This is a genomic window from Baekduia sp. (assembly GCF_035996765.1).
Classification (GTDB): domain Bacteria; phylum Actinomycetota; class Thermoleophilia; order Solirubrobacterales; family Solirubrobacteraceae; genus Baekduia.
Window position 1 is genome coordinate 1 of the sequence record NZ_DASYJG010000046.1, and the last position, 25,847, is coordinate 25,847.

Below are 25,847 nucleotides of genomic sequence, written 5' to 3' on the forward strand. Positions count from 1 at the left end.
GAGCTTCATGAGAAGTGGGGTGGGGACGGCGCGCGAAGGGAGGGATGCGTGCCGTACACTCGCGGGCCCAGTATCTCAGAGGTTCGGGACGTTCGTCGTCGCACGCAACACCTCCTAACCCGGGCCACTGGAACCTCGACCCCGTATGGAGAGCGCGACGCTCACCTCGCCGCGCGCCGGCACGGCACCCACAGCACTATGGCTGGGGTAATACGCCCCTTGCCGCGTCGCAAGCTCGGCCTGCTCGGGCGGCTGCGCGCCGTGCCGGAACGCGTGTACGCGCGCGCCGGCTTCGCGCTGCTTTGTCTCGGAGCAGCCATCGGGTACCTGGTGTACCCGACCTATCCCAACTACGACTCGGCCTACTCGCTGATCTGGGGGCGGGAGCTGCTGGACGGCGCGCTGCCGTCCTTCGACGCCTACCGCGCGCCGACCGAGCATCCGCTGGCCGTCGCGTTCGCCGCGGTGCTGTCGCCGCTGGGCAATGCGGCGCCGCGAGTCTGGCTGGGGTTCACGGTCCTCGCCTTCTGCCTCCTGGTCGCGGGCGTCTACCGCCTGGGCCGTGCGGCGTTCACGCCGTGGGTCGGCGCGATCGCAGCGCTGCTTGTTCTTAGTCGCCTGGATTACGCCTTCCTGGCCGCGCGCGGCTACATCGACATCCCGTACCTGGCGATGGTCGCCTGGGCCGCGGCGCTGGAGACCGGGAAGCCACGGCGCGGCGGCGTCGTCTGGCTCCTCCTCACGCTCGCCGGCCTCTTGCGCCCCGAGGCGTGGATCCTGCTCGGCGCCTACTGGCTCTGGTGCAAACCGAGCGTCAGGACCACGCTGATCGCCGCGATCGCGCCCCTGTTGTGGGCGCTGACCGACCTGCTGGTAACCGGCGACGCGCTCTTCTCCCTCAGGCACACGTCGTCGCTGGCCAACGACCTCCAGCGGACCAAGCCGGCCTCCGAGGCTCCCGGCTTCGCGATCCACTCCCTGACCGGCACGCTGAAGTGGCCGGTCCTGCTCGGGGCGGTCCTCGGCGTTCTCCTCGCGCTCGCCTTCGCCCGCCGCCGCGCGGCCGTCGTGCTGGCGATCACCGCCTCGGGCCTGCTCACCTTCGGCCTGATCGCCGCCGCCGGCCTCTCGGTCATCGACCGCTACCTCGCGGTCACCGCGCTCGGCCTGCTGGTCTTCGCCGGCTTCGCGATCGCCGGCTTCACGGTGCTGCCGGAAGGCCATCGCGCCCGCCGTGCCTGGATCGCCGCGGCGGTGGTGGTCGCCCTGGGTGGCGCCGCGTTCACGGCCACGCATCTTCATCCTGGGTACATCGACCGCGAGCTGACCACCCGCCGCGAGTTGCGCCAGGAGCTGGCGCGCCTCGTCAAGACGCCGGCCTTCACGCTGGCCAACCGCTGCGGGCCGGTCACCGTCCCCAACCACAAGCTGATCCCCGACACGCGCTGGGTCCTGCATGCCGATGCGGATGAGGTCCTGGCCCGCTCCGACCTCCCGGACTTCGGCCAGCGCGAGCATGGCGTCCAGGTCTTCGTGACCGGCCCGATGATGTTCACCAACTCGACCTACGGGCCGTTCGTCCCCGGCTCCCGCGACGATGCACGGATCCAGGTGCCCGGCCCAGGACTCCGCCTCATCGACCGCAGTGCCCATTTCCTCGCATATGCCAGCTGCTGAGCCCGCGGTGCGCAGCGCGCGCGCGCCCCTGCTCCGGCGCGCGGCCGGCCTGCCCTGGCCCGCGCTGGCGCTGCTCGTGCTCGCCATCGCCACCTTCGTCGGCTTCCTCGTCTACCCGACCTATCCCAACTACGACAGCTACTACTCGCTGCTCTGGGGCCGGGAGGTCCTGCACGGCCACCTGCCGAGCTTCGACGAGTACCGCTCGCCGACCGAGCATCCGCTGGCGGTGGTCTTCGGTGCCGCTCTGTCGCTGCTGGGTCGCCACGGCGACCGCGTCATGGTCTTCTTCACCGAGGCGTCGTTCGTCGTGCTCTGCGCCGGGATCTACCGGCTGGGCCGGCTGGCCTTCACGCCGCTGGTCGGCCTCGCCGCCGCCGGCATCCTGTGCACGCGCTTCGACTTCCCGTTTCTGGCCGCGCGCGCCTACATCGACATCCCGTACCTGGCCTTCGTCATCTGGGCGGCGGCCTTCGAGCTGGCGCGCCCGCGCCGCGGTGGGATCGTCTGGGTGCTGCTCGCGTGTGCCGGCCTGCTGCGCCCGGAGGCGTGGATCCTCATCGGGCTGTACTTCCTGTGGATGTGCTCCGGGGAGCTGCAAGCGCATCACAACCCGCGCGAGCGCCTCATCCGCTGGGCCCGCTACGCGGCGTACGCCGCGGTCGGTCCCGTCGTCTGGGTGGCCACCGACTTCATCGTCACCGGCCATCCGTTCTTCTCCCTCCAGCACACCACCGGCCTGGCCGAGGAGCTGGGGCGCACCAAGGGCCTCTCCGAGGTCCCGACCGCGACGAGGAAGTTCTTCCTCAACCTGGCCAAGGCGCCGGTGCTCTACGCGGGCATCGCGGGCTTCATCGCAGCGGTCTGGCTGGCGCCGCGGCGGGCGCTCATGCCCGCAGCCCTGTGGCTGATCGGCACCGGCACGTTCGTCCTGGTCGGCGTCGCGGGCCTGTCGGTCATCGACCGCTACCTGCTGGTCCCGACGCTGATGGTGATGGTCTTCGCCGCCGTGGCGCTGGCGGGCTGGACGATGCTGCGCGAGGGCCTGCTGATCCGCAAGCTCTGGGCCATCGCGGCGGCCGCGATCGTGATCTACGGCATCGCGTTCACCGCGACGCGGGTCAGCTTCCACAACTTCGACGGCGAGCTGCGGCTGCGCGGCAACTCGCACCGCTCGCTCGTGGAGCTGCTCGACCAGCCCGCCGTGCGCGCCGCGCGTCGCTGCGGGCCGGTCTCGACGCCCAACCACAAGCTCGTGCCCGACACGCGCTGGATCCTGGGCGCCTCGGCGAGCCAGGTCGTCGCGCGCGCCGATGACGCCCAGGCCCAGCGCGTGAAGCGCGGCGTCTCGCTGTTCGTGGTGGACCGCGGCGCGCTGCTGCGCCAGGCGCTGGTCGCCGACACCGACGACCCGTTCGACAACATCCCGCTGCCGGACTTCCGCCGCCTTGCGTTCACCGACTACTACGCCGCGTATGTCCGTTGTTGAGGAGGCCGTGACCGCGCTGCCTCATGACGACGCGCCGGTGACCGAAGACGCAGCCCGTGCGGCGGTGCGGCGCACGCAGCGGCGCGAGCGCCTGCGCTGGGCGCCGGCGGTCCTCCTGCTGTTGGTCGTCAGCTTCGCGCTGCGCGTCTGGGGTGCCAAGCAGGGGTTGCCTTACGCCTACAACGCGGATGAGAACGCGCACTTCGTGCCGAAGGCCATCGGCCTCTTCGGCCATGGGTTGAACCCGCACTACTTCGTCAACCCGCCCGCCTACACGTACCTGCTGCACGTCGTCTTCGCGGTCTGGTTCGGCGGTCGCGAGGGCGTGTCGAACTCCTATGCCGCCGACCCGACCGACGTCTTCTTCGTCGCGCGGATCGTCGCGGCCGCCTGCGGGACGATCGCCGTCTGGCTGCTCTACCTCGCCGGGACCAAGCTCTTTGCCGATCGCCGCGTCGGCTTCCTGGCCGCCGGCCTGCTCGGCGTCGGCTTCCTGCCGGTCTTCTACTCGCACCTGGCGCTCAACGACGTCCCGACGCTCGCGCCGATCTGCCTCGCGCTCTACGGCACGGCCGGCATCGTGCGCCAGGGGCGGCTGGTCGACTTCCTGGTCGCCGGCGTGGGCCTCGGGCTGGCGTGTGCCACCAAGTACACCGGCGGGATCGCGCTGCTGCCGATCCTCGCGGCAGCCGGTGGCTGGTTCGTCGGTCGCCGGCGGCTGCGACCGTCGACGGTCATCGCCGGCCTTGCGATCACGGCGTTCTTCGCGCTGGTCGCCTTCGTCGTCTTCGACCCCTATGCGTTGCTGGACTTCACCGGCTTTCGCGACGGCCTGCAGCACCAGACCTCGGTTGCCGACGACGCGCTGGGCAAGCTCGGCCTGACCGAGGACAACGGGCTGGCCTACTACCTCTGGACCTTGACCTGGGGGCTGGGCTGGGTCCCGGCCGTCGCGGCCGCGGCCGGCGTGGTCATCGTCGCCCGCGACAACTGGCGGATCGCCGCCGTCCTGGTCCCGGCGCCGCTGCTGTTCCTGCTCTTCATGGGGACCCAGGAGCGCTTCTTCGGTCGCTGGCTGATGCCGGTCTTCCCGATGATCTGCCTGCTGTCGGCCTACGCGGTGCTGCGCGCGATCGGGGTCGTGGGGCGCCGCCGGCCCGCGCTCGTTCCGACGCTGCTGGTGCTCGCCACCGCGGCGCTCTGCGGTCAGGGGCTGATCGCCTCGCTGCACAGCGGTCAGGTGCTCTCGCGACCCGATACGCGCAACATGGCTCGCGCGTGGCTGGTCGCCCACGTGCCGCCCAAGACCAAGATCGTCGTCGAGCCCGTCGTTCCCGACGGCTGGGCGCAGGACATCGGCCACCCGTCGCCGCTGACCAGCAACGGCAACCGCTGGGTCAAGTTCCCGACCAGCCGCTCGAACATCGCCAACGACGGCTCCGAGATCTCGGGCCCCGGGCGGATCGTCAACATCGAGGACTACGAGCGCACCCTGTACCCGGGCCTGGTCGACCGCTACGAGGAGCAGGGCTACTGCTGGGTCGTCGTCGGCTCCACGCAGCGCGGTCGCGCCGAGGTCGAGCCCGAGGCCGTCCCGCGCGCGCTGGCCTACTACCACGAGCTCGAGCGCCGCGCCGACACGGCTTACGTCGCCTCGCCCTATCGCTCCGGTGCCGACCCGGTCGCCTTCAACTTCGACTGGTCGTTTGACTTCTACCCGCTGGCCTACCACCGGCCGGGTCCGCTGATGTGGATCTACCACCTCCGCGGTGGCTCCTGCGCGAGCTGAGGCTGGCGGGGCTCGCGCCCTATCCTCCAGGGCGGTGCAGCGGACCGAGAACGACCACGAGCATCTGTCCCGCGCGATCGAGATCGCGACGCGAGGTCGTGGCCGCGTCCATCCGAACCCCGTCGTGGGCGCCGTGGTCGTCAAGGACGGCACGGTCCTCGGGGAGGGCTGGCACGCCGAGTACGGCGGTCCGCACGCCGAGGTCAACGCGATTGCCAACTGCAATGGCGCCGACCTCACGGGCGCGACGATCTACGTCTCGCTGGAGCCGTGCTGTCACCAGGGCAAGACCGGCCCGTGCACCGAGGCGATCGTCGCCGCCGGCATCACCCGCGTCCTCGTGGCCACCGACGACCCGACCGAGAAGGCCTCCGGCCGCGGCCTCGGCATCCTCCGCGACGAGGGCCTGACCGTCGACGTCGCCGGTGGCGAGCTCGCCGCCCGCGCGCGGCTCTCCAACCAGGCGTTCCGCAAGCACGCCCGCAGCGGCCGCCCGTGGGTGCTCTTCAAGTCCGCGATGACGCTCGACGGCAAGGTCGCCACCCGCACCGGCGACTCCAAGTGGATCTCCTCGGAGTCCAGCCGCGCGCTCGCGCACCGCTGGCGCGCCTCGGTCGACGCGGTCGTGGTCGGCATCGGCACGGCGCTGGCCGACGACCCGCAGCTGACCGCGCGGATCGAGGATCCTGACCCGACCGCCCCGCCGTTGCGCCAGCCGCGGCGCGTCGTCTTCGATGCGACCGGCCGGCTGCCGCTGGACTCCCAGCTCGTCCAGCAGGCCCCCGAGATCCCGCTGACCGTCGTCGTCTCGCGCGCCGCGCCGCGCAGCGCGGCCGACGCGCTGCAGAACGCGGGCGCCGACGTCATCGTCGCCACCGGCGAGCACGAGCCGGCGCGCGTGCGCTCGGCCCTGGACCAACTCGGTGAGGCGGGCATCCACGCGGTGCTCCTCGAGGGTGGCCCGCACTTGGCTGGCGCCTTCCTCGACGCGGGCGAGATCGACGAGGTCCGCCTCTTCCTGGCGCCGCTGCTGCTCGGCGGCAGCAAGGCCCGCGACCCGCTGGAAGGTGAGGGTGTGGAGAAGATCTCCGAGGCGCTGCGGGCGCTCACGCTCGACTGCGAGCGCGTCGCCGACGATGTCTTGATCAGCGCACGGCTGCGGGAGTGGTGAATGTTCACCGGACTTGTTGAGGATCTTGGGACGGTCGTGGCGGTCGACCGCAATGACGGTGGGGCGGTGCTGACGGTGGAGTCGCGCCTGGCGCCGCAGATCGGCGAGGGCGACAGCGTCGCGGTCAACGGCGTCTGCCTGACCGCGACCGGGATCGACGGCACGCGCTTCGGCTTCGACGTCATGTTGGAGTCCTTGCGCCGGTCCTCGCTGGGCGAGATCGACGCCGGCTCGAAGGTCAACCTGGAGCTCGCCCTGCGCGCCGACGCACGCCTGGGCGGCCACATCATGCAGGGCCATGTCGACGGCGTCGGCACGGTCGCCGCGCTGCGCGACGAGGGCTTCTCGCGGATCGTCACGATCGACGCCGATGGGGAGCTGCTGCGCTACGTGGTGGAGAAGGGCTCGATCGCCGTCGACGGCGTGAGCCTGACGGTGTCGCGGGTCGACGAGACGTCGTTCGACGTGTCCTTGATCCCGGAGACGCTGGAGCGGACCAACCTGGGCGCCACCACGGTGGGGCGCACCATCAACCTGGAGGTCGACGTGGTGGCTAAGTACGTGGAAAAGCTCGTGGGCGGAGCACGCGCATGAAGGCCGAACCGCAGGCCACCCGCGACGACGTCAAGTTCGCCACGATCGAGGAGGCGCTGGAGGACATCGCCGCCGGCAAGATGATCGTGGTCGTCGACGACGAGGATCGCGAAAACGAGGGCGACGTCGTCATGGCGGCGGAGTTCACGACCGCCGACGACATCAACTTCATGACGCGCCAGGCGGGCGGCTGGATCTGCCTGACCTTGACGCCCGAGCGCTGCGAGGAGCTCGGCCTCGAGTTGATGTCCTTGAAGAACGAGTCCGCGCACGAGACGCCGTTCACCGTGACGATCGAGGCGCGCGAAGGCGTGACGACGGGCATCTCGACCGCCGACCAGGCGACGACGATCCGCACCGCCGTCGAGCCGGGCAAGGGCAAGAACGACATCGTGGTCCCCGGCCACGTGCATCCGTTGAAGGCCCGCAGCGGCGGCGTCCTGGAGCGCACGGGCCACACCGAGGCCTCGGTCGACCTCGCGCGCCTGGCCGGCTGCACGCCGGCCGGCGTCATCTGCGAGGTCCAGAACGAGGACGGCTCGATGGCCCGCGTCGGCGATCTCGCGGCTTACTGCCACAAGCACGGCTTCAAGATGATCACGATCGCCGATCTGATCGCCTACCGGCGCCGCCACGACAAGCTCGTCGAGCGGGTCGTCTCGACCACGATGCCGACCGGCTTCGGCGACTTCACGGTCGTCGGCTACCGCTCGCTGGTCGACGAGAAGCACCACGTCGCGCTGGTCAAGGGCGAGGTGGCGGGCAAGGAGGACGTGCTGGTACGCGTGCACTCCGAGTGCCTGACCGGCGACGTCTTCCACTCGCTGCGCTGCGACTGCGGCGAGCAGCTGGAGTCGGCGCTATCGATGATCGAGGCCGAGGGCGAGGGCGTGCTGCTCTACCTCGCCCAAGAGGGCCGCGGCATCGGCCTGCTGAACAAGCTCAAGGCCTACAAGCTGCAGGAGGAGGGCTATGACACCGTCGACGCCAACCTCAAGCTCGGCCTCCCGGCCGACCTGCGCGACTACGGCATCGGCGCCCAGATCCTGGCCGACCTCGGCCTGTCGTCGATCCGGATCCTCACCAACAACCCCAAGAAGATCCGCGGGTTGGAGGGCTACGGCCTGCGGGTGAGCGATCAGGTGCCGATCGCCCACGCGCCCAACAAGCACAACGAGGCCTACCTGCGGACCAAGGCCGAGCGGATGGGGCACACGCTGCACCACCAGGGCCTGGCGCTCGACGAGGAGATGCTCCACGACGAGCACATCCACGACATCAAGCGCGACGCGGAGGCGTCCTCGTGAAGGTCGCCATCATCGTCGCCCGGTTCTACGAGGAGCTCGCTGACAGGCTCACGGCCGGCGCGCGTTCCACGTTGGCCGAGGCCGGCGTGACCGACATCGACGAGTTCGCGGTCCCGGGCGCCTACGAGCTGCCGCTGGCCGCCAAGTACGCCGCCGAGTCGGGCCGCTACGCCGCGGTCGTCTGCCTCGGCGCGGTGATTCGTGGCGAGACGACGCACTACGACTACGTCTGTGGCGAGTCGGCGCGCGGCATCCAGGACGTGCAGCTGTCGACGGGCGTGCCGTGCTCGTTCGGCGTGCTGACGGTCAACAACCTGGATCAGGCGCTGGCGCGTTCGGGCGGCGACAAGCGCGACTCGGGCCGCCACGCGGCCGAGGCGGTCCTGGCGCTGCTGAACATCAAGGCGCAATTGGCTGACCCCGCCGCCCTGCGTGCTGGCTGACCCTCGGCGCCACGGCGGTTGCGACCGCCGCTAATCTGGAATTGTGAGCCTGGAAGTCATCGCGATCGCGCTGACGCTCGTCGTCCACTTTCTCGGGGCGATCGTGCTCATCTGGGCGATCATCGGCGACGAGCAGATCGACTGGCGCGCCACGCTGTGGCCGCGCGACGACGATGGCGGAGGCGGCGGGCCGGGCTTCGAGCCCCCGCGTGGTCCTGACGGTGGTCCGGGTGGCGGCATGCTGGCACCGCCGCTGGCCGACGCCGCGCCTTCACCCATCCGCCTCCGCGAGCCCGGTCGCATCGCCGACGCGCATCCACGGCCGGCGCGGCGTCCCGCACACGCGCCGGAGCGCACGCCGGTGCACGAGCCGGCGGGGGTCTAAGGCGCAACCGCGATCGCGGCCCAGGCACCGTCGGCGATGAGGTCGACGGTGCCGGGGTCGTCGAGGTCGATCGTGCCCCTGGCTGCGTGCTGGGCGACGATCGCCGGCTGGTTCATGCAGCCGACGACCAGGGCGCTCAGCACGCGGACGGGGCCGGGCTTGACGGTCCCGTCGGCCTGCCCTTCCTGGATGAGGCGATCGACGATCCTGATGGGGTAGGGGAAGTCGGCGGGCAGGGCGGAGAGAAACTGTTGTTGGTGGCCAAGGACGAAGCGGTGCGCGGTGGGGTCGGTGCGTCGGGCCTGGAGCGCCGCCTCGGCTAGGCCCTTGATGCGCGCCTCGACGGTGCGGTTGTGGTCGTCGGCGACGGTCTTGAGCACCGTCGCGTAGCGGCGCATGTGGGTGGCGAAGAGCGCGAGGCCGACCGCCTCCTTGGAAGGATGGTGGCGGTAGAGCGCGGCCTCGCTGACGCCGGCGCGCTGTGCGATGTGGCGGACGCGCGTGGCGTCGTAGCCGCGCTCGGCAAAGCAGGCCAGGGCGGCGTCGAGGATCTCGGCCTCGCGGCTGGGGCGCGCCACCGTCTACAGCGTGTCGGTCTCCCGCAGCCGTCGGACCGACTGCGGGTCGTGGCTGGGGAGGTAGACGGTGGGGTTGGTTTTGGCGTGCGCGAGGATCGTCTTCATGGTGGCGATCGCGACGTCGTCCTTGGGGCTGACGCCGTCGACACGAAGCTCTTGGAGCTGTGCTTGGTCGTAGGCGGTATCGCCGCCGAGCAGGACGTGGTGGTCGGGCTGGACGACGAGGATGGCGATGTGGCCGAGGGTGTGGCCGGGTGTGGAGACTGCGACGATGCGGCCGTCGGTGGTGAGGGCCTTGCTGGCGGTGAACGCGCCGAGCGCCGGACCGTCGAGGGTGAAGGGCCGGGGTGCGAATCCCGGCGGCAGCGGCTGGCGGGTGACGGTGCGCTGGAGGCGGCCCATGGGCGCGTTGGCGATCGCGATCTCGCGCGCGTTGGCCAGGACGGTGGCGTTCGGGACGTGCGGCAGGCCGTCGATGTGATCGCCGTGGATGTGGGTGAGGACGACGGTCTTGATGTCGTCGGGCGCGAAGTTGGTGGCCTTGAGCTGATGGTCGAGCTCGTCGGCGCGGGTGACGTGGAACTCGGCGAAGGTCCCGCTGCGGGCCTCGTGGGTCTCGCCGGCGTCGATGAGGAACAGGCCTTCGGGATGCTCGATCAGCCAGGCGTGGATGGGGAGGAGCTCACCCATGGGACCTTTGCGCAGGATCTTTGCGCGGCGTCGCAGGCCGGTGCCCTCGCCGCGGTGCATCTTGGTGTGGATGCGGACCTGGCCGGTGGTGAGGGGATGGATGGGCAGGACGTCGGGCATGCGGCTCTCGCTTCTTGCAAAGTGAATGTTCGCTTACTTTGCCTGGGAGGTGCGGGCGTTGTCAAGCGTTGGTGGCGTCCAGTGCGCGGCGTTGGTCGCGTTTTGCGGCGTGGTCTGTCGGCACCGAGGGAGTGAAGCGAAGCGGCGATTCGTCGCGTCCCTCGTCATCCGCCGACGCTCGCGGGGATCCGGGTCGACTCGTGGTGAATTATTGACCACGAAACGCCCCGGACACTCAGCGCGCGAGATCCGACCTCGGGGCCCAAGGGTCCTGGTCGTTTTCGACGTCCCATTGACGTCGAAAGCACCCGCATCCCCGACGCCGGCGGACGACGGACCAGCGCTCCGCCGCGCAACCGCCTTCACTCCCTCGATGCCAGCGAACCACGCGGCAAAGCACGCGGACGCCGCGCACTGGGCGCCACAAACGCCCGCGCCGCGACAATCAGCCGCCCGCCGCCGCCTTCTGCGCCGTCTCCAGCTCCTTGCGCACGATCCCGCGCTTGTAGTTGGAGATCTTCAGGCGCTCTTCCAACAACGGAACCGCCTCGGCAGGACGGCCCGCAAGCCGCAGCGCCCAGCCGTAGTTGTAGAGCGCGTAGGCGTAGTCGGTGCTGCTGGTGTCGCCCTCGGCGCGGAACTTCTCGATGGCGCGCGCGAGTAGCGGCAGCGCGCCCTGAGGGTCGCCCGGCAGCATCGCGTAGCCGGCGTTGTTGATGGCCGCGGCGGAGCGGCCGTCGTCTGGGGCGGTTGCCGGCGCCTGCGTCGTTGCCGTCCCAGATGGCGCGCTCGATGACGCACCGGCCCCAGCGGCCGGCGCCGTGGTCGTCTCCGACGGTGCAGCCGCACCGCTCGCCGCAGCAGCCCGCTGCTCCTTGCCCGACCCCTGCGGCTTCGAGCTCACCGCTCGCGGCGCCGTGGCGTCTCGGCCGCCGTTGTTGCCGTTGTCGCCGATCAACGCCGCGCCCGCGCCGAGGACGACACACGCCACCGTCAGCCCGGCCAGCAGGAACGCCCTGCGGTGCGGGTTGCGCTGTCGCGCCACCGGATCCGGCGGCGGCTCGCGACGGACCGGTCCGCGCGCCTCGCTGGACGTCGCAGCAGCACCGTCCCGCGCGAACCGCGGTCGCTCCGTCCACTCCCGTCCTGCCGCGCGCCGCGGCATGACGGTCGTCACGCGCGTCGGCTGCGCTGCATCGCCCAGCGCGTCCTCCAACGCCGCGACGAACGCCGTCGCCGTCCGTGGACGGTCGCCGGGCTCGCGGGCGAGGCCCCAGGCCAATGTGTCGCCGGCTGCCGCACACGGACCCGTCGGCGTTGCCGGCTCCTGCTCCACCCGCGCTCGCGCTTGCGCCATCGGCGTGTCGCCGTCAAACGGCCGCCGGCCGCAGAGCAGCTCGAACGCGACGACCGCGAGCGCGTAGCGATCCGACGCCGGCGTCGCGGGCCGTCCGCCTGCCTGCTCGGGCGACAGGTACGCAGCGGTCCCCAGGATCTGCCCAGCCGCGGTCATCGCCGTCTCGCCCGCCAGCGAAGCGATGCCGAAGTCACCGACTGCCAGCCGGCCGTGCTCGTCCAGCAGCAGGTTGCCGGGCTTGACGTCGCGATGGACGATGTCGGCGGCGTGCGCGGCGTCCAGCGCCGAGGCGGTCTCGCGCAGCCAGCGCAGCGCCTGCGGGACCGAGACCGAGGCCCGCCCGCCGTCGCCCTTCAGCCGATCCGCGACCGACCCGCCCGCGAAGTGCTCCATGACGATGAAGGCCTGGCCGTCGTGTTCCCCCGTGTCGAAGATCGTCACGACGTGCAGATGGTCCGAGACGCGCGCTACTGCCCGCGCCTCGCGGGTGAACCGTCGCCGTGCCGATGGGTCGGCCGCATAGCCGGCCGCGAGCACCTTGACCGCTACCAGCCGCCCCAGCACCGAGTCCTCCGCAGCCCAGACCGTCGCCATGCCGCCGTTGGCGATGTGGCGCACGACGCGGTAGCGCGGAGGCAGGTCAACCTGCTGCGAAAGGGCGCGCATCCAGAGCCGATTACCCTAGGCCAGCTGGCCTCACACAGGCGCGCCGCCCTGCCGCCACGGGCCCGCTACACTCCCCGGCCGAATGTCGAAGGTTTGCCACAGCTGCGGGCGCGGTCCCGCTTTCGGACAGAGCCGCAGCCACTCCATGCGCGCTACCAAGCGCCGCTTCGATCCGAACCTCCAGAAGGTCCGGATCTTCGTGGGTGCTGCTCCGCGTCGTGTGTACGTCTGCACGCGCTGCCTCAAGGCCGGCAAGGTCACCAAGGCCGCCTAGCTGCGCAGCGCGTCTTCGCGGCGCTGCCAGCCGCCCGACGCGCTACGGTCGCACCGTGTCCGATCCGAGTCTCGTCCGCTTCCGCGTGGCGGTCCAAGGCGCGCTCGCGCACCTCGAGTCCCGCCGCCAAGAGATCAACGATCTCAATGTGTTTCCGGTCGCCGATGGCGACACGGGCGACAACATGGCGCTCACGCTCAAGGCGGTCCTCGCCGAGCTCGACCGCCTGGCCGAGCTGCACGACCGCTCGATCGACGAGATCGGCCGTGACGAGATCGTCGAGACCGTCGCCCGCGCCGCCCTGCTTGGCGCGCGCGGCAACAGCGGCGTCATCCTCTCCCAGCTGATCCGCGGCGCCGCCGAGGAGCTGGTCTCGCGCCCCGGCGAGCTGGTCGATCCGGTCCTGCTCGGCGCCGCCTTCGCGACTGCCGCGCAGCGAGCCTACGCCTCGGTCCGCGAGCCGGCCGAGGGCACGATGCTCACGGTGATGCGCGACATGGCGACCTCGATCGCCCACGACCTCGCGCACCTGCCCGAGGACCAGCGCCGTCTTGCGGCCGCCGCCGCTCCCGAGCAGCAGAACCTACTGATCGCCGCGGCGCTGGAGCGGGCGATCGTCGCCGGCGAGGCCTCGGTCCAGCGCGGCCCCGAGCTGCTGCCCGCACTGCGCGAGGCGGGCGTCGTCGACGCTGGCGGCTACGGCGTCATCATCATCTTCGCCGGCATCGTCGCTGCGCTGAAGGGCACCGACGCACCCGAGCTTGACCACTACGCGCCCGCACGGATCACCCATCCCGAGCACGCGAGCGAGACCTACCAGTACTGCACCAACTTCGCGGTCACTGGTCAGGGCCTGGAAGCGTCGCGCTACGTGCCCAAGTTGGAGGAGATCGGCGACTCGGTGCTCGTCGTCGGCGACCACGCGACGCTGAAGGTCCACGTCCACACCGACGACCCCGAACAGGCGACGCTCGTCTTCGCCGGCGCCGGCGAGGTCTCGCGCCTGGATGTCGCCGACATGCACGCCCAGGTCGTCGAGCGCGAGGCGCGCCTCAGCGCGGGCGGGTCCAACGGCCACGCGAACGGGAACGGGAACGGCGCGGTCACCGGCAACGGCGGCGCCCTCGCGGTCACCCACGCCGAGCACCAGCACGCCTGCGGTGCCCTGGCCGTTGCCACCGGCGCCGGCCTCGTCGCGCTCTTCGAGAGCCTCGGCGCGCGCGTCCTCGACGGCGGTCCGACGCTCAACCCCTCCACGATGGAGATCCTCGCCGGCATCCATGACGTGCCCGCCGAGGAGGTCGTCGTGCTGCCCAACAGCGCCAACGTCTTCATGGCCGCCGAGCGCGCCGCCGAGCTGTCGGAGAAGGTCGTCCGGGTCGTGCCGTCGCGCTCCCAGCAAGCCGGTCTGTCGGCCGCCTTCGCGCTCAACGCCGAGCGCGGCGCCGCCGAGAACGCCGACGCGATGCAGGCGGCGCTGGATGCCGTGCGCACCGGCGGCGTCGCGCCCGCCGCGCGCCAGGATCCCGACGGCCGCTTCGCCGTCGGCGACGCCGTCGGCTACGTCGGCGAGGAACTTGTCGCGTGGGGTGAGCCGCGCTCCACCTTGGAGGCCGTGCTCGGCCAGTTGTCGGCCGACGCCGAGCTCGTGACCTGCATCGAGGGAGAAGGCGCACCGCTCGACGATGCCGCGGTCGCCGCGCTCGCGCCAGCTGGGGTGGAGCTCGAGCTCGAGGACGGCGGCCAGCCGTCCTGGTGGTGGCTCCTCGCGGCCGAGTAGCCCGGGACCGCCGCCGTGCCGCCTCCAGCCGACAGCGACGCGCCCGCCTTCGGGCCAGGCCTGACCCCGCCGATCGCCTTTGCTGAGCCACGCGAGCTGAGCGCCGAGGAGCTGTGGAGCGCGCCCGCCCGCACCCCGCGACCCTCACGCCTGCAGGAGCCGTTGAACATCAAGCCGCCGACCGCCGCGGCCGCCGCGGAGTCGATGGGCCTGGAGACCGTCGGCGACGTCCTCGCGCACCTGCCGCGCGCGACCGGCGAGGCGCGGACGATCGGCGAGCTCGCGCTCGACGAGACCGCCACGGTGATCGTCGAGGTCAAGTCCATCACCTCGCGCCCGGTGCGCCGGCGCGGCATGAAGCCGCTGGTCGAGGCGACGGTGACCGACGGCACCGGGATCATGAAGGCCACGTTCTTCAACCAGCCGTGGCTTTCGGCGCAGTATCCGGTGGGCACGCGGCTGATGCTGGCCGGCAAATACCAGGGCAACGGACGCTTTCGCGTCAACGCCCATGCCAAGACCGACGCGGTCGTGGCGATCGGCGACGAGGCCGGGGTGGCAGGGCAGTATCCGGCGACCAAGGGCATCAGCTCGACCCAGCTTCTGGCGCTCGTCCAGCAGCACCGCGGCGCGATCTTCGACGTCACCGACCCGCTGCCCACCGCGCTGCGCCAAGAGCTACAACTTCCCGATCGACCTACCGCACTTGCCGCCGCGCACTTCGGCGACCATGAGGGTGGCCGCCGGCGGCTGGCCTTCGACGAGCTCCTGGTCGACCAGATCGTCCAGCTGCGCCTGCGCCGCGAGCGCCGTGCTGACGTCCACGCCGCGCCGCTCACCGACGCGCCCACGATCACGAAGGAGTGGCGCTCCACGTCGCTGCCGTTCACCCCGACCGGCGACCAGGACATCGCGATGGCCGACGTCGACGCCGACCTCGCGCGCGCCCGCCCGATGCAGCGGCTGCTGATGGGCGAGGTCGGCTCCGGCAAGACCGTCGTCGCGCTGCACGCGATGCTGCGCGCCGTCGAGAACGGCGGCCAGGCCGCGCTGATGGCGCCGACCGAGACGCTGGCCGACCAGCACTTCGCGACGATCCAGGCGCTGATGCCGGGATCGCTTCTCACCGCGGCGCTGCTGACCGGCTCGACGACCGCCGCTCGGCGCCGCGAGATCCTCGCCCGCCTGGCCTCCGGCGAGCTGCAGCTGATCGTCGGCACGCACGCGCTGATCGAGGATCCCGTGATCTTCCAGAACCTCACCGTCGCGGTTGTCGACGAGCAGCACCGCTTCGGCGTCCGTCAGCGCGCGGCGCTGGACGCCAAGGCTCCCGAGGGTCTCGTGCCGCATCTCCTGCACATGACCGCCACGCCGATCCCGCGCACGCTCAGGCTCGCCAACTTCGGCGCGCTCGACGTCACCGCGCTGCGCGAGCTCCCGCGCGGGCGCCAGCCGATCGCCACCCACGTCTGCTCGACCGAGGCCGAGCGCCACCGCGCCTACGAGCGCATCCGCGAGGAGCTGCGTGCCGGCCGCCAGGCGTTCGTCGTCTGCCCGCTGGTCAGCGAGTCAGAAGCCCTGAACGCCCGCGCCGCCACCGCGGAGTACGAGCGGCTGAAGACCGGAGAGCTGGCCGACTTCGAGGTCGTCCTGCTTCACGGTCAGATGCGCCCGGCCGAGAAGCAGGCGGCGATGGAGCGCTTCGCCGGCGGCGACGCGCACGTCCTCGTCGCCACGACGGTCATCGAGGTCGGCATCGACGTTCCCAACGCCACGATCATGCTCGTCGAGGATGCCGACCGCTACGGCATCTCCCAACTGCACCAGCTGCGCGGGCGCGTTGGGCGCGGCGAGCACGCGTCGCTCTGTCTGCTCTTCGGGCCGCGCGAGTCCGGGCGCCTGAAGGCCCTGGCGATGAACGAGGACGGCTTCCGGCTGGCCGAGATCGACCTGGAGCTGCGCGGCGAGGGCGAGCTGACCGGCACGCGGCAGTCCGGCCTGGCCCGCTTTCGCTTCGCGCGCTTGCCCGACGACGCCCTGGTCCTGGAATCGGCCTTCGCGACGGCCGAGGCGCTGCTGGAACGGGATCCGGAGCTTCAGGCCCCGGAACACGAGCTGTTGCGGGCCGAGTTGGAGCGCGCGGAGGCGGCCCCAGTCGCCGCATGAGTACGATCCCGCCCCCGTTGATCTCCTCCACACCCCAGAACGCATGACCGCCGAGAAGCGCATCGCTGTCTGTCCGGGCAGCTATGACCCGATCACCAACGGCCACCTCGACATCATCGGCAGGACGGCCGAGCAGTTCGACGAGGTCGTCGTCGCGGTCGTCAACGTCTCGGTGCGCAAGAACCAGCCGATCTTCTCGATCGAGGAGCGCCTGTCGTTCATCGAGGAGGCGACGGCCAACCTGCCGAATGTCCGCGCGGAGCCCTTCAGCGTCCTCGTCGTGGATTTTGCCCAGGCCATCGGGGCCCGCACGATCGTCAAGGGCCTGCGCGCCATCTCGGATTTCGAGTACGAGCTGGAGATGGGTCAGCTCAACCGCATGCAGGCCCCGAACGTCGACACGCTCTACCTGATGGCCAGCCCGCAGTACAGTTTCCTTAGCTCCAGTGGAGTCAAGGAGCTCGCCACGTTCGGCGGCGACATCGACAGCCTCGTCCCGGAGCGTGTCGCCCGCCGACTGAAGGAAGAGCTCACCCGATGACGAAAGACGCTTAGCCATGGACGTCCTGGTCCTCATTGACAAGCTCGACGACCTTGTCCACAACGCCAAAAGGCTCCCTCTCACCGACGAGGTGCGGGTGGATCGCGATAAGATTTACGACATCTTGGATCAGATGCGCGCGACCATCCCTGAGGAGATCAAGCAGGCGCGGTGGATCGTCAAGGAACGCCAAGAGATGCTCGCCGAAGCCAAGCGCGAGGCGGAGCGGATCGTCAAGGACGCCGTGCGCAAGCAGGAGGAGCTCGTCTCCGATCAGGAGGTGACGCGCGAAGCAGAGCGCGCCGCCGAAGAGATCGTGGAAGATGCGCGGGCCCGCGAGCGCGAGATTCGTCTCGGCGCCGAGGACTACGCCGACGAGATCCTCAACACGCTTGAGGTCAACCTCTCGAAGTTCATCGCAGCTGTGCGCCGCGGCCGTGAGCGGCTGCAGGGCAAGGAAGAGGAAGACTCCGTCGAAGCGGCGTAAGCGGGGCGGGTGGGTTCGTCTCCCTAGCGGATCTCTCCGCGCAGGAAGCGCCACGCACCGATCGCCATCGGGAGCGCGAGCCAGAGCAGGAGCGTCGTGTCGACGCGCGCCCAGGCGTGCGCGCTGTAGATGTGGTCGGTGAGGTCGGGCAGCGTCTCGCCCTGATCGAGCCAGTTGGCCGCGCCCTTGAGGCCGCCGATCAGGTGGGTCGCCGCGCCGAAGCCGATCGGGAGGACGAAGGACGCCACGATCGCCGGCGCCGAGAGCAGGATCGCCGCGCCGAGGCCGACGCCGATCAGCATCGAGATCACCGTGAAGAGCGCGGTCTGCGCGAGCACGCCGGCGCTCAGCGACCAGGTGCCGTCGCCGGCGGACGGGTTGATCGCGGCCCCCAGGGCCGACAGCGCCAGCGCCAGCGCGAAGGTCATCAGCGCCAGGACGATGCTCGCGCAGATCTTGGCCGCCAGAACGCGGCCGCGCTGGGGCACGAGCGTGAATGTCACCTGCGCGGTGCGCTGTGACCACTCCGAGGTGACCAGCAGGATGCCCACGATCGGCACCAGCACGTTGATGGCCTGTGTCGTGTTGTTGAGGATGTTGCTCAGCGTGTGATCGGCGTCGTGGCCGGTCAGAGCCGTGAGGCCGGCCGTCAGCGCCGCCAGCAGCAGGCCGCTGAGCAGCAGCCAGAAGCCGGCCCGCGTGTCATACATCTTGCGCAGCTCGACGCGCGTGAGCGTGACGAGGCTGGGGCGGTGGTTGCGCGCGGAGTCAGCGGCACGCGGTGCGAGCGGGTCGTCGAAGCGGGCGGTGGCGGTGCTCATCGGGCGGTCTCCTGCAGATCGGCGGGCGCAGACGCGTTTGGCGCGTCGGGCGCGCCGCTGGTGAGGTCGAAGAAGAGCTGCTCGAGGCCGGCGCTCTCGGACGGGCCGAGGCGCGAGAGCGCGACGCCGCCGACCTGCGCGGCGCGACCGACCTCCTCGGGCTCGGCCTCGACGATGAAGCCGCCATCGGGATGGGCGCGGGCGGCAAGGCCGGCCGTCGCCATCGCTGTCGCCAGCGCAGCGCTGTCATCAGCGGCGCGCACGAGCGTGCCGGCGCCGGCTAGCAGCTCGTCGCGGGTGCCGGCCGCCACGATCTTCCCGGCGCCGATGATCAGCAGCTGGTCGGCGACCGCCTCGACCTCATGCAGCAGATGCGAGGAGAGCAGGACGGTGCCCCCGCGGTCGGCGAAGTCGCGCAGCAGGCCGCGCATCCAGCGCATGCCCTCGGGGTCCAGGCCGTTGGCGGGCTCGTCGAGGATCAGGACCTCCGGGTCGCCGATCAGCGCGTTGGCGATGCCGAGACGCTGGCGCATGCCGAGCGAGTAGGCCTTCACACGCTGGCGTGCGGCGCGCTTTTCCAGGCCGACGCGTTCCAGCAGCGCGGGCACGCGCTTGGGGTCGGCGCCCATCGTCAGCGCCGACAGCGTGAGCGTCTCCTGGCCGCGGCGGCCGCCGTGCTGGGCGCTGGCGTCAAGCAGGATGCCGACGCGGCGACCCGGGTTGGGCAGGGCGCGGTAGGGCCCGCCGAGGATCTCGGCGTGGCCGGCGTCGGGGTCCGACAACCCGCACAACATGCGCATCGTGGTGGTCTTGCCCGCGCCGTTGGGGCCGAGGAAGCCGGTGACGGTTCCGGGGGCGCAAGCGAAGGTCACGTCGGAGACGACGGTGCGACCGCCGAGGCGCTTCGTGAGGCCGTGGGACTCGATCATGGTGCAGAGCATGGTCGGTTCGCCGCGGTGATGCGGCGCTGAGCGGTCGGGATGTCCGCGTTTCAGCGCGGGCGCAGCCTGGGACAGCGGCGCCGCGGTGCCGACGCTCTCGTCGGTCAGCGAGGCCGCAGTCCGAGCACCAGCCGCTCGACGACCTCGTCGAGCGTCTCGGTGAGCGGCGTGCCATCGAGCATGCCGTTGTTGGTCAGCGCGACGAGGCCCTGGAGGGCGGCGAAGGCGACGATGGCGACGCGCTCTGGGTCGCCTGCGACGACTGCGCCGGCGGCCTGGCCATCGGCCACCGTGGTCAGCGCCGGGGCCAGGGCGCGCTCGCCGGCCGCGGTCAGCTCGGGCGAGACGTCCTCGGCATGCTTGGTGGCGAACATCAGCGCGATGAGCGCGGGATGGCCGGTGGCGAAAGCGACGTAGGCGCGAGCGAGGCCGAGCATCTGCGCGTCGAAGCCCTCGCCGGCGGCGGCGATGGCCGCGGTCAACGCCGCGCCGAGGCGCTCCCATCCGCTGAAAGCCAGCGCATCCAGCAGCGCCTGCTTGTCGGAGAAGTGGCGGCGTGGGGCGGCATGGCTGACGCCGACCTCGCGCGCCAGCTCGCGCAGCGACAGGTTCTGGGCGCCGCCGGCCTCCAGCGCCTGCTCGCCGGCCAGCAGGAGCGCTTCGCGGAGGTTGCCGTGGTGGTAGGGCCGCGCGGCGATTGTCACGGTCACAGCGTACCGACAGGAGTAGACGCTGCCAGCATTGTTGTCATTGACACCTTTGTCGGCAGCGACTACATTGCGCCCCATGCCTGCTTCCTCCTCCTGGACCGCCGCCGACCTCCCCGATCTGTCCGGCCGCACCATCGTCGTGACGGGCGCGTCGAGCGGCCTCGGCGCCGTCACCGCCCGCGAGCTGGCGCGGGCCGGCGCCCACGTCGTCCTTGCCGTGCGCGACACCGCCAAGGGTGAGCGCGTGGCCGCGGCGTTTACCGGTGACTGGGAGGTGCGGGAGCTGGATCTCGCATCGCTGGCCTCGGTACGCGCGTTCGCCGACGGCTGGAGCGGGGACCTCGACATCCTCATCAACAACGCCGGGATCATGGCCGTGCCGCAGTCCAAGACGGTCGATGGCTTCGAAGCGCAGATCGGCACCAACCACCTCGGGCACTTCGCGTTGACCAACCTGTTGTTGGGGCACATCACCGACCGCGTCGTCAGCGTCTCCTCGGGCGCGCACCGGATCGGCAAGCTGCACCTCGACGACCTCAACTGGGAGCAGCGCCGCTACGACCGCTGGCGCGTCTACGGCCAGACCAAGCTGGCCAACCTGCTGTTCACGAGCGAGCTGCAGCGGCGGTTGGACGAGGCGGGCAGCTCCGTCCGTGCGGTTGCCGCGCATCCGGGCTACGCGAGCACGCACCTGCAGAGCCACACCGGCAGCCGCATCAACCACTTGTTGTTCAACACGATCGGCAATCGCCTGCTGGCCCAGAGCGAGGAGATGGGTGCGCTGCCGACGCTGTATGCCGCGACCCAGGACATCCCAGGCAACTCCTTCGTCGGTCCGGACAAGTTCCTCGAGCAGCGCGGCCATCCGAAGCTCGTCGGCCGCACGAAGGCGGCGAAGAACGCTGACGATGCTCGCCGGCTGTGGACGTTGAGCGAGGAGCTCACGGGCGTTGGGGCGGGCACCATGCCTGTCGCGGCGTAGACCTACAACAGGGTCTGCTGCTCGCCGAAGTCGTCCGGAGGGCCGGCGCCGACGAGCGCGGCTTCCAGCTCGTCGGCGAGCGTGGGGACGGGTGGCACGGCGTCGACTTCGACGTCAACGTCGGTCGCCGTCGCCTCGCTCAGCTCGATGACGTCCAGCCGGCGCTTGGGCAGCGTCGCGCGTGCGATCTCCACCAGGTGGCGGTGGTGGGTGAGGACCAGCACCTGGGTCTTGGTCGCCAGCTCGGCGAGCGCGGAGAGGATGCGCTGGGCGCGCTCGTCGTCGGACTCCAGCAGGACGTCGTCGAAGAGGACCGGCACGGCCTCGGCCGTGGCGACGTGGCGCTCGATGGCGGCCAGGCGCAACGCGAGGAAGAGCTGCTCGCGGGTGCCGTCGCTGAGCTCCTGCACGCGGCGGCGTGCGCCGTCGGCGGTGACGGCGATCAGGACGTCCTCGTCGCGCTCGTCGACATCGGTCTCCAGGCGCGCGAAGCGTTCGCAGGTCAGCGCGGGGAACAGCGCGTTGGCGCGCGCCAGCAGCGGGCCCTCGTGCGCGGAGCGGTAGCGGGCGATGGCGTCGCGCAGCACGCGCTGGGCCAGTCGGGCGCGGGCGTAGCGCTCGGCAAGCTCCTGGATCTGGGCCTCCAGGCTCGCCTTGGCCTGCGCGGCCTGCGCCGCTTCCTCGGAGCGCTCCAGGCGCGCAAGCTCATCGCGGGCGCGGGTCAGTGCCTCGCCGGCCTCGTCGCGCTCGCTGCGGCACAGGACGGCGAGATCCTCGAGCTCCTCGACACGCGCCGGCAGGGCGTCGGCATCGAGATCGGCTACGGCCGCGGCGACCTCGGCGGCCGGGGCGCCGCCCGCGCGGGCGAGGTCGCCGTCGAGTGCGGTGATCTCGGCGCGCAGCTCGGCGGCGCGGGCGCTGGCCTCCTCACGGAGCAGGAGCTCGGCGTCGTCGCTTGCGGCGGCGGCGGCGCGGAGCGCGGAGAGCTCCTGCTCGGTCTCGGCGACGATCGCGATGGCCTCGGCCTGCTCGGCGTCGAGGATGGCCAGCTCGGCAGCCAGCGCCTCGCGCTCGGCCGCGGCGGCGCGTGCCTCGGTGGCGCGACGGTGCAGGACCGCAGCCGCTGAGGTGGCGGGCTGCTCGGCGAGGTCGGTGGCGCCAGTGGCCGTGATGAACTCTGCGACCGCGGTCTCGAAGGCGTGGCGGCGAGCGTCGACGGCGTCGATGTCGGCGCTGAGCGTGGCGAGCCGCTCCTGATCGCGCGCGGCCTGCTCGATGGAACGCAGCGCGCCGAGCGCATCCGCGGGCTCCAGCGTCTCGGCAAGGCCGCAGCCCGCGCGCAACGCGCTCCACTCGTCCTGCCACCGCGCCAGCGCGGCCTCGGCGCGCGCCAGCCCGACCTCGGCGTCCTCGCGCTCGGCGACCGTCCGCGCGACGGCCTCCGCGGCACGACCCGCAAGCTCGCCCTCGCCGCGCAGCGCGTCGAGGCGGCCGTCGGCCAGCTCGATGAGCGCGGAGAGGGGGAGAGCGGCGTCGGCCGCGATGTCGAGCGTCGCGAGCAGAGCGTCGCGATGCTGTGCGCGGAGCGCCTCCGCCGCCTCCGCCCGCTCGGTGGCGCTCGCGGCGTCGGCGAGTTGGCTGAGGACGGTGTCGCGGGCCGACAGCCATGCGCCTGCCTGGGACGGTGCGGGCGCGTGCTCGCCGGCCGGCTCCCAAGCCGATGACCACGCCGCACAGGCGCGCTCGACGACCGCGGCATGCCGCTCGCGCCGATGGCCCAGCTCCTCGACATCGTGGGCGAGAACCGTCAGCTCGCGCTCGACGTCAGCCAGCCGCGCGACATCCTCGGCTCGCTGCAAGCGAACATCGGCGACCTCGTCGGCGGCTGCGACCGCGCGCTCGTGCTCGGCGACCAGCGCTGCGGCATCCTCAAAAACGACGCCCGACCCCAGCGCCTCGCGCACGGCCTCCCAGGCCTGCGCCCGCTCCTCCCGCGCATGCTCCAGGGCACTGGCGTCGAGCACGGGTGCCTCGGCCGCGAGCTGATCGCGTTGGCGCTCCAGCAACCGCGTGCGGTCCTCGATGCCCTCGGCCTCGAGCACCAAGCCCGCCGCGACCTGCTCGGCCTCAAGAACAGCAACAAGCAATCGCTCGACCGTCGCCTGGTCGGGCACGGGCAGTGCGGCGAGCATCGCCGCATCGAGCGCTGGCCGCATCTGCGCCGCCGTCCGCTCAGCGGCCGCGAGCGCGCTGCGCTCCTCAGCGCGCGCCCGCGCCGCGTCTTCATCCACTGGCCCGGCCCCGCGCGCCGCCCGCAGCGCCGCGGCCAGCGCGTCGTCGTCGATCTCCGCCGGCGCCTCGTCTGCAGCGCGCTGCGCCCGCTCGGCCACCCGCACCGCCTCGGCCAGCCCCTCGCGCGCGCTGCTCACCGCCTGCTCGACGCCCGTCCGCGCCTGCAGGCATTCCTCCAGCCGCGCGCGGGCATCCTCGTCCAGCGCCAGCTCGCGCAGCGAGCGGCCTCCGAGCGCCGGCGCCAAGGACACCAACAATTGCTCTAACCGCGGCGCCAGCGCCGTGCGCTGCGCGGCCAGGTCCTCGCGCCGGGCGGCGTCCTGCGCGACGGCCGTGCCCTGCGCGTGCACGTCCTCCAACTCGGTCACGAACGGCAACAGGCCCTCGTCGACCGCCAGCGCGGCGAACCGTGCCCGGCGCCGCTCGACATCGCGCTCGGCCGCCGCACCGCGCGCGCGGGCCGCGTCACGCCGCTCCTGCGCGGCGCTCCGTCGTGTCGGGGCGTCAGCGGCCAGCGCTGCCACCTCACCCAGCTCCTCCAGCTCGAGCGCCCGCGTCGCACGCAGCGCCGCCAGCGGCAGCGCGCCACGCAGCCGCTCCAGACGCGCGCGCTCACGCTCGACCTCATCCAGCTCGCCACCCGCCCGCGCGTAAGCCGCCTCCAGCCCCTCCAGCGCTCGGGCCAGGGCCTCATGCTGCGGCGGTCGCAGGGCAGCGTCGCGCAGCGTGCGCACCGCCTCGGCATGCTGGGCCAGCAGCATGTTGAGGTCCTTCTTGCGGCCCAAGGGAGTGAAGACCGCGTCCGCGTCGCCCTCCAGGCGCCGTAGCAGCGCATGCAGCCGGCTCGTCCCCGCGGCGGCGGCAAAGAGCGACTCGCCGACCGCGCCGCGGCCCGCCAGCAGCTCGTGGCCACCCTGCACCAGCGAGTCGTGGGTGATCTCGAAGAGCCCGGCGTGGACCTCGCCGCTCAGCCCGCCCAGCGCGCGATCCAGCGGCGCCGGATCGAGCGCCTCGCCGTCGGCATCCAACAACGTGTTCTTGCGGCCCTTGCGCCGGACGACCTCGACCGGCGTGCCGTCGAGCTCCAGCAGCGCGCCGACGCGCAGATCCGCGCCTGGGCGCCCGAACGTGTCGGTCGTCCGCTCCGGCACGCCGAACAGCAGCGCGCTGACCGCGCGCCGCGTCGTTGACTTCCCGGCCTCGTTAGCGCCGAAGATCACGTGCAGCCGCCCTGCCTGCCCGAAGGTCAGACGGCGTCCGTCGAAGTGCCCCCAGCGCTCGAGATCAAGCCGCGCGATCCGGATCACGGGCCACCACCGCCGTCCAGCAAGAGCGCCGGCAGCTCGCGCTCGACGTCGGCCAGCAGCGAACGCACCGTCTCGGGCGCCAGCGGATCCCAGCCCAGGTCGACCGGCAGCTTGGCCGCCAGCGGTGCGAGCTCCTGGGCCAGCGTGGCCACCGCGTCAGCGTCGCCGGCCGCGTCCCGTACCGCGCGCGACAGCTCGGCGAAGACGTCGTCGGACTCCAGCTCGGAGCCGGCGCGCTCCGGTGTCGTGCGCACCACGACCTTCTCGACCCACGCCCGCTCGCCCGCTACCTCGCCGGCGGCGCTGCGCACATCCCATTCGAAGCGCCGCGCATCGCGCACCAGGGCGCTGTGCGCCGGCGAGGCGCCCGTCACTCGGACGCGCGCGGCCAGCAGGCGTCCGTCGGCGGCCTCGACGGCCTCGGCCAGCGCATCTCCGGCCGCCGCGACGACCGCATCCGCATCGGCCAGCTCGCTCGCATCTACCGAACAGACCGCCCAGCGCACGACGTCCAGCACGTGCTCTTCCAGCACCGGCCGGCCGTCGGCGCCGAACGTCACGACCGTCGCGCCCTTGGGCCCGGTCTCGCGCACGTTGCGCCCCTGCAGGCAGCCGGGGAAGAGGATCGGCGGATCCTCGTGCAGCAGCACGCGCTCGTGCACGTGCCCGAGGCCCCAGAAGTCGTAGCCGTGCGCGGCCAGCCGATCGACGCGGCACGGCGCGTAGGGCGCGTGATCAAAGCGACCGTCGGCGCTGGTGTGCAGCAGCCCGACGTTCACCATTCCCGACAGCGCGCGCGGATAGGCTGCCGAGAGATCCTCGGTGACCGCTGCCGTCGCGTAGCCTTGGCCGTGGACGGCCAGCCCGAGCTCCTCGAAGATCTTGGTCCCCGGTGCGTCGACCGGCAGGACGTGCACGTTGTCGGGCAACCGCAGCGCCTTGGTGATTCGGCTCGCCGCGTCGTGGTTGCCGGTGACGAGCACGATCGGAATGCCCGCCTCGGCCAGCCGCTGCGCCTCGCGCACGAATTGGGCACCGGTCGCGTAGTCGTGCCAGTCGCCGTCGTAGAGGTCGCCGCCGATCAGCAGCGCGTCGGCCTGCTCGTCCAGGCACAGCTCCACGAGGTTGCGCAGCGCCGCCCGCGTCGCCAGCCGCAGCTCGCTCACCGGCGCGGTGTCATACGCGGCTAGCCCGTGCATCGGGCTGTCGAGGTGGATGTCTGCGGCATGGACCAGCTTCATGGGCGATCGCTCAGTGTGCGGGTGGCGACGGACAGACGA

At 71.7% G+C, this 25,847-nt stretch carries 22 protein-coding genes; 14 read left to right on the forward strand and 8 right to left on the reverse strand.

The genetic code is table 11. The features are described from left to right. The first annotated feature begins 219 nt into the window (after window positions 1-219). Genes VGO10_RS11265 through VGO10_RS11300 form a run of 8 tightly spaced genes read left to right on the forward strand, consistent with a single transcriptional unit; the run spans window position 220 to window position 8,855 of the window. Window positions 220-1,677 (forward strand): hypothetical protein, encoded by a 1,458-nt coding sequence (locus VGO10_RS11265; protein WP_327468272.1) that lies wholly within the window; start codon window positions 220-222, stop codon window positions 1,675-1,677. Between the two features lie 7 nt (window positions 1,678-1,684). Further along, on the forward strand, window positions 1,685-3,166 hold the full coding sequence (locus VGO10_RS11270) for a hypothetical protein (protein ID WP_327468274.1): 1,482 nt from the start codon (window positions 1,685-1,687) through the stop codon (window positions 3,164-3,166). After that, complete coding sequence (locus VGO10_RS11275; protein ID WP_327468277.1) at window positions 3,153-4,955, forward strand: ArnT family glycosyltransferase; 1,803 nt, start codon at window positions 3,153-3,155, stop codon at window positions 4,953-4,955. Before VGO10_RS11270 ends, VGO10_RS11275 begins: the two co-directional genes overlap by 14 nt. A gap of 34 nt (window positions 4,956-4,989) precedes the next feature. Then, window positions 4,990-6,126 (forward strand): bifunctional diaminohydroxyphosphoribosylaminopyrimidine deaminase/5-amino-6-(5-phosphoribosylamino)uracil reductase RibD, encoded by a 1,137-nt coding sequence (gene ribD, locus VGO10_RS11280; RefSeq protein ID WP_327468279.1) that lies wholly within the window; start codon window positions 4,990-4,992, stop codon window positions 6,124-6,126. After that, on the forward strand, window positions 6,127-6,720 hold the full coding sequence (locus VGO10_RS11285; RefSeq protein ID WP_327468281.1) for a riboflavin synthase: 594 nt from the start codon (window positions 6,127-6,129) through the stop codon (window positions 6,718-6,720). Next, on the forward strand, window positions 6,717-8,027 hold the full coding sequence (locus tag VGO10_RS11290; protein WP_327468283.1) for a bifunctional 3,4-dihydroxy-2-butanone-4-phosphate synthase/GTP cyclohydrolase II: 1,311 nt from the start codon (window positions 6,717-6,719) through the stop codon (window positions 8,025-8,027). Before VGO10_RS11285 ends, VGO10_RS11290 begins: the two co-directional genes overlap by 4 nt. Beyond that, on the forward strand, window positions 8,024-8,470 hold the full coding sequence (gene ribH, locus VGO10_RS11295; protein WP_327468285.1) for a 6,7-dimethyl-8-ribityllumazine synthase: 447 nt from the start codon (window positions 8,024-8,026) through the stop codon (window positions 8,468-8,470). Before VGO10_RS11290 ends, ribH begins: the two co-directional genes overlap by 4 nt. Window positions 8,471-8,513: 43 nt before the next feature. Then, the gene (locus VGO10_RS11300; protein WP_327468287.1) at window positions 8,514-8,855 is read left to right on the forward strand and encodes a hypothetical protein; all 342 of its coding nucleotides are present in this window, start codon (window positions 8,514-8,516) and stop codon (window positions 8,853-8,855) included. Here the strand turns inward: VGO10_RS11300 and VGO10_RS11305 are convergent. From VGO10_RS11305 to VGO10_RS11315, 3 genes are all read right to left on the reverse strand, one after another. After that, window positions 8,852-9,433 carry a helix-turn-helix domain-containing protein gene (locus VGO10_RS11305; RefSeq protein ID WP_327468289.1) on the reverse strand — a complete coding sequence of 194 codons (582 nt, stop codon included), beginning with the start codon at window positions 9,431-9,433 and terminating at the stop codon, window positions 8,852-8,854. The genes VGO10_RS11300 and VGO10_RS11305 overlap by 4 nt on opposite strands. A 3-nt stretch (window positions 9,434-9,436) precedes the next feature. Continuing rightward, window positions 9,437-10,243: an N-acyl homoserine lactonase family protein gene (locus VGO10_RS11310; protein ID WP_327468291.1), complete on the reverse strand. Its 807-nt coding sequence runs from the start codon at window positions 10,241-10,243 to the stop codon at window positions 9,437-9,439. Between the two features lie 445 nt (window positions 10,244-10,688). Next, on the reverse strand, window positions 10,689-12,266 hold the full coding sequence (locus VGO10_RS11315; RefSeq protein WP_327468293.1) for a serine/threonine-protein kinase: 1,578 nt from the start codon (window positions 12,264-12,266) through the stop codon (window positions 10,689-10,691). A gap of 82 nt (window positions 12,267-12,348) precedes the next feature. On the opposite strand from VGO10_RS11315, the gene rpmB reads away from it, so the two are divergent. From rpmB to VGO10_RS11340, 5 genes are read left to right on the forward strand one after another with little or no spacing between them, the layout of a single operon-like run. Further along, a complete protein-coding gene (gene rpmB, locus VGO10_RS11320) occupies window positions 12,349-12,540 on the forward strand; it encodes a 50S ribosomal protein L28 (RefSeq protein WP_327468295.1) in 192 nt (63 codons plus the stop codon). Between the two features lie 55 nt (window positions 12,541-12,595). Beyond that, entirely contained in the window at window positions 12,596-14,320 is a 1,725-nt protein-coding gene (locus tag VGO10_RS11325) for a DAK2 domain-containing protein (RefSeq protein ID WP_327468297.1), read from the forward strand. A gap of 15 nt (window positions 14,321-14,335) precedes the next feature. Beyond that, window positions 14,336-16,486, forward strand: a complete 2,151-nt coding sequence (locus VGO10_RS11330) for an ATP-dependent DNA helicase RecG (protein WP_327468299.1) — start codon at window positions 14,336-14,338, stop codon at window positions 16,484-16,486. A 43-nt stretch (window positions 16,487-16,529) separates the two neighbouring features. Continuing rightward, entirely contained in the window at window positions 16,530-17,027 is a 498-nt protein-coding gene (coaD, locus tag VGO10_RS11335; protein WP_327468301.1) for a pantetheine-phosphate adenylyltransferase, read from the forward strand. Window positions 17,028-17,043: 16 nt separating this feature from the next. Next, a complete protein-coding gene (locus tag VGO10_RS11340) occupies window positions 17,044-17,514 on the forward strand; it encodes an ATPase (RefSeq protein WP_327468303.1) in 471 nt (156 codons plus the stop codon). A 23-nt stretch (window positions 17,515-17,537) separates the two neighbouring features. Here the strand turns inward: VGO10_RS11340 and VGO10_RS11345 are convergent, their stop codons facing one another. The 3 genes from VGO10_RS11345 to VGO10_RS11355 form a co-directional block, all read right to left on the reverse strand. Next, a complete protein-coding gene (locus VGO10_RS11345) occupies window positions 17,538-18,335 on the reverse strand; it encodes a hypothetical protein (protein WP_327468305.1) in 798 nt (265 codons plus the stop codon). Further along, window positions 18,332-19,264 (reverse strand): ABC transporter ATP-binding protein, encoded by a 933-nt coding sequence (locus VGO10_RS11350; protein ID WP_327468307.1) that lies wholly within the window; start codon window positions 19,262-19,264, stop codon window positions 18,332-18,334. Before VGO10_RS11350 ends, VGO10_RS11345 begins: the two co-directional genes overlap by 4 nt. Window positions 19,265-19,380: 116 nt before the next feature. Continuing rightward, window positions 19,381-19,980: a TetR/AcrR family transcriptional regulator gene (locus VGO10_RS11355; protein WP_327468309.1), complete on the reverse strand. Its 600-nt coding sequence runs from the start codon at window positions 19,978-19,980 to the stop codon at window positions 19,381-19,383. A gap of 82 nt (window positions 19,981-20,062) precedes the next feature. Between VGO10_RS11355 and VGO10_RS11360 the strand changes: the two genes are divergently transcribed. Then, on the forward strand, window positions 20,063-20,968 hold the full coding sequence (locus VGO10_RS11360; RefSeq protein WP_327468311.1) for an oxidoreductase: 906 nt from the start codon (window positions 20,063-20,065) through the stop codon (window positions 20,966-20,968). Window positions 20,969-20,970: 2 nt separating this feature from the next. Here VGO10_RS11360 and VGO10_RS11365 read toward each other — a convergent pair whose 3' ends face one another. Beyond that, on the reverse strand, window positions 20,971-24,567 hold the full coding sequence (locus VGO10_RS11365; protein WP_327468314.1) for an AAA family ATPase: 3,597 nt from the start codon (window positions 24,565-24,567) through the stop codon (window positions 20,971-20,973). After that, on the reverse strand, window positions 24,564-25,808 hold the full coding sequence (locus tag VGO10_RS11370; protein WP_327468316.1) for a DNA repair exonuclease: 1,245 nt from the start codon (window positions 25,806-25,808) through the stop codon (window positions 24,564-24,566). The genes VGO10_RS11365 and VGO10_RS11370 overlap by 4 nt, the downstream gene beginning before the upstream one ends. Between the last annotated feature and the right edge of the window lie 39 nt (window positions 25,809-25,847).

Coding starts and splice junctions, on each gene's coding strand:
- VGO10_RS11285 (WP_327468281.1), top strand. CDS start 6,127: ATGTTCACCGGACTTGTTGAGGATCTTGGGACGGTCGTGGCGGTCGAC.
- VGO10_RS11360 (WP_327468311.1), top strand. CDS start 20,063: ATGCCTGCTTCCTCCTCCTGGACCGCCGCCGACCTCCCCGATCTGTCC.
- VGO10_RS11340 (WP_327468303.1), top strand. CDS start 17,044: ATGGACGTCCTGGTCCTCATTGACAAGCTCGACGACCTTGTCCACAAC.
- VGO10_RS11370 (WP_327468316.1), bottom strand. CDS start 25,808: ATGAAGCTGGTCCATGCCGCAGACATCCACCTCGACAGCCCGATGCAC.
- coaD (WP_327468301.1), top strand. CDS start 16,530: ATGACCGCCGAGAAGCGCATCGCTGTCTGTCCGGGCAGCTATGACCCG.
- VGO10_RS11290 (WP_327468283.1), top strand. CDS start 6,717: ATGAAGGCCGAACCGCAGGCCACCCGCGACGACGTCAAGTTCGCCACG.
- rpmB (WP_327468295.1), top strand. CDS start 12,349: ATGTCGAAGGTTTGCCACAGCTGCGGGCGCGGTCCCGCTTTCGGACAG.
- VGO10_RS11315 (WP_327468293.1), bottom strand. CDS start 12,266: ATGCGCGCCCTTTCGCAGCAGGTTGACCTGCCTCCGCGCTACCGCGTC.
- VGO10_RS11345 (WP_327468305.1), bottom strand. CDS start 18,335: ATGAGCACCGCCACCGCCCGCTTCGACGACCCGCTCGCACCGCGTGCC.
- VGO10_RS11350 (WP_327468307.1), bottom strand. CDS start 19,264: ATGATCGAGTCCCACGGCCTCACGAAGCGCCTCGGCGGTCGCACCGTC.
- VGO10_RS11275 (WP_327468277.1), top strand. CDS start 3,153: ATGTCCGTTGTTGAGGAGGCCGTGACCGCGCTGCCTCATGACGACGCG.
- VGO10_RS11310 (WP_327468291.1), bottom strand. CDS start 10,243: ATGCCCGACGTCCTGCCCATCCATCCCCTCACCACCGGCCAGGTCCGC.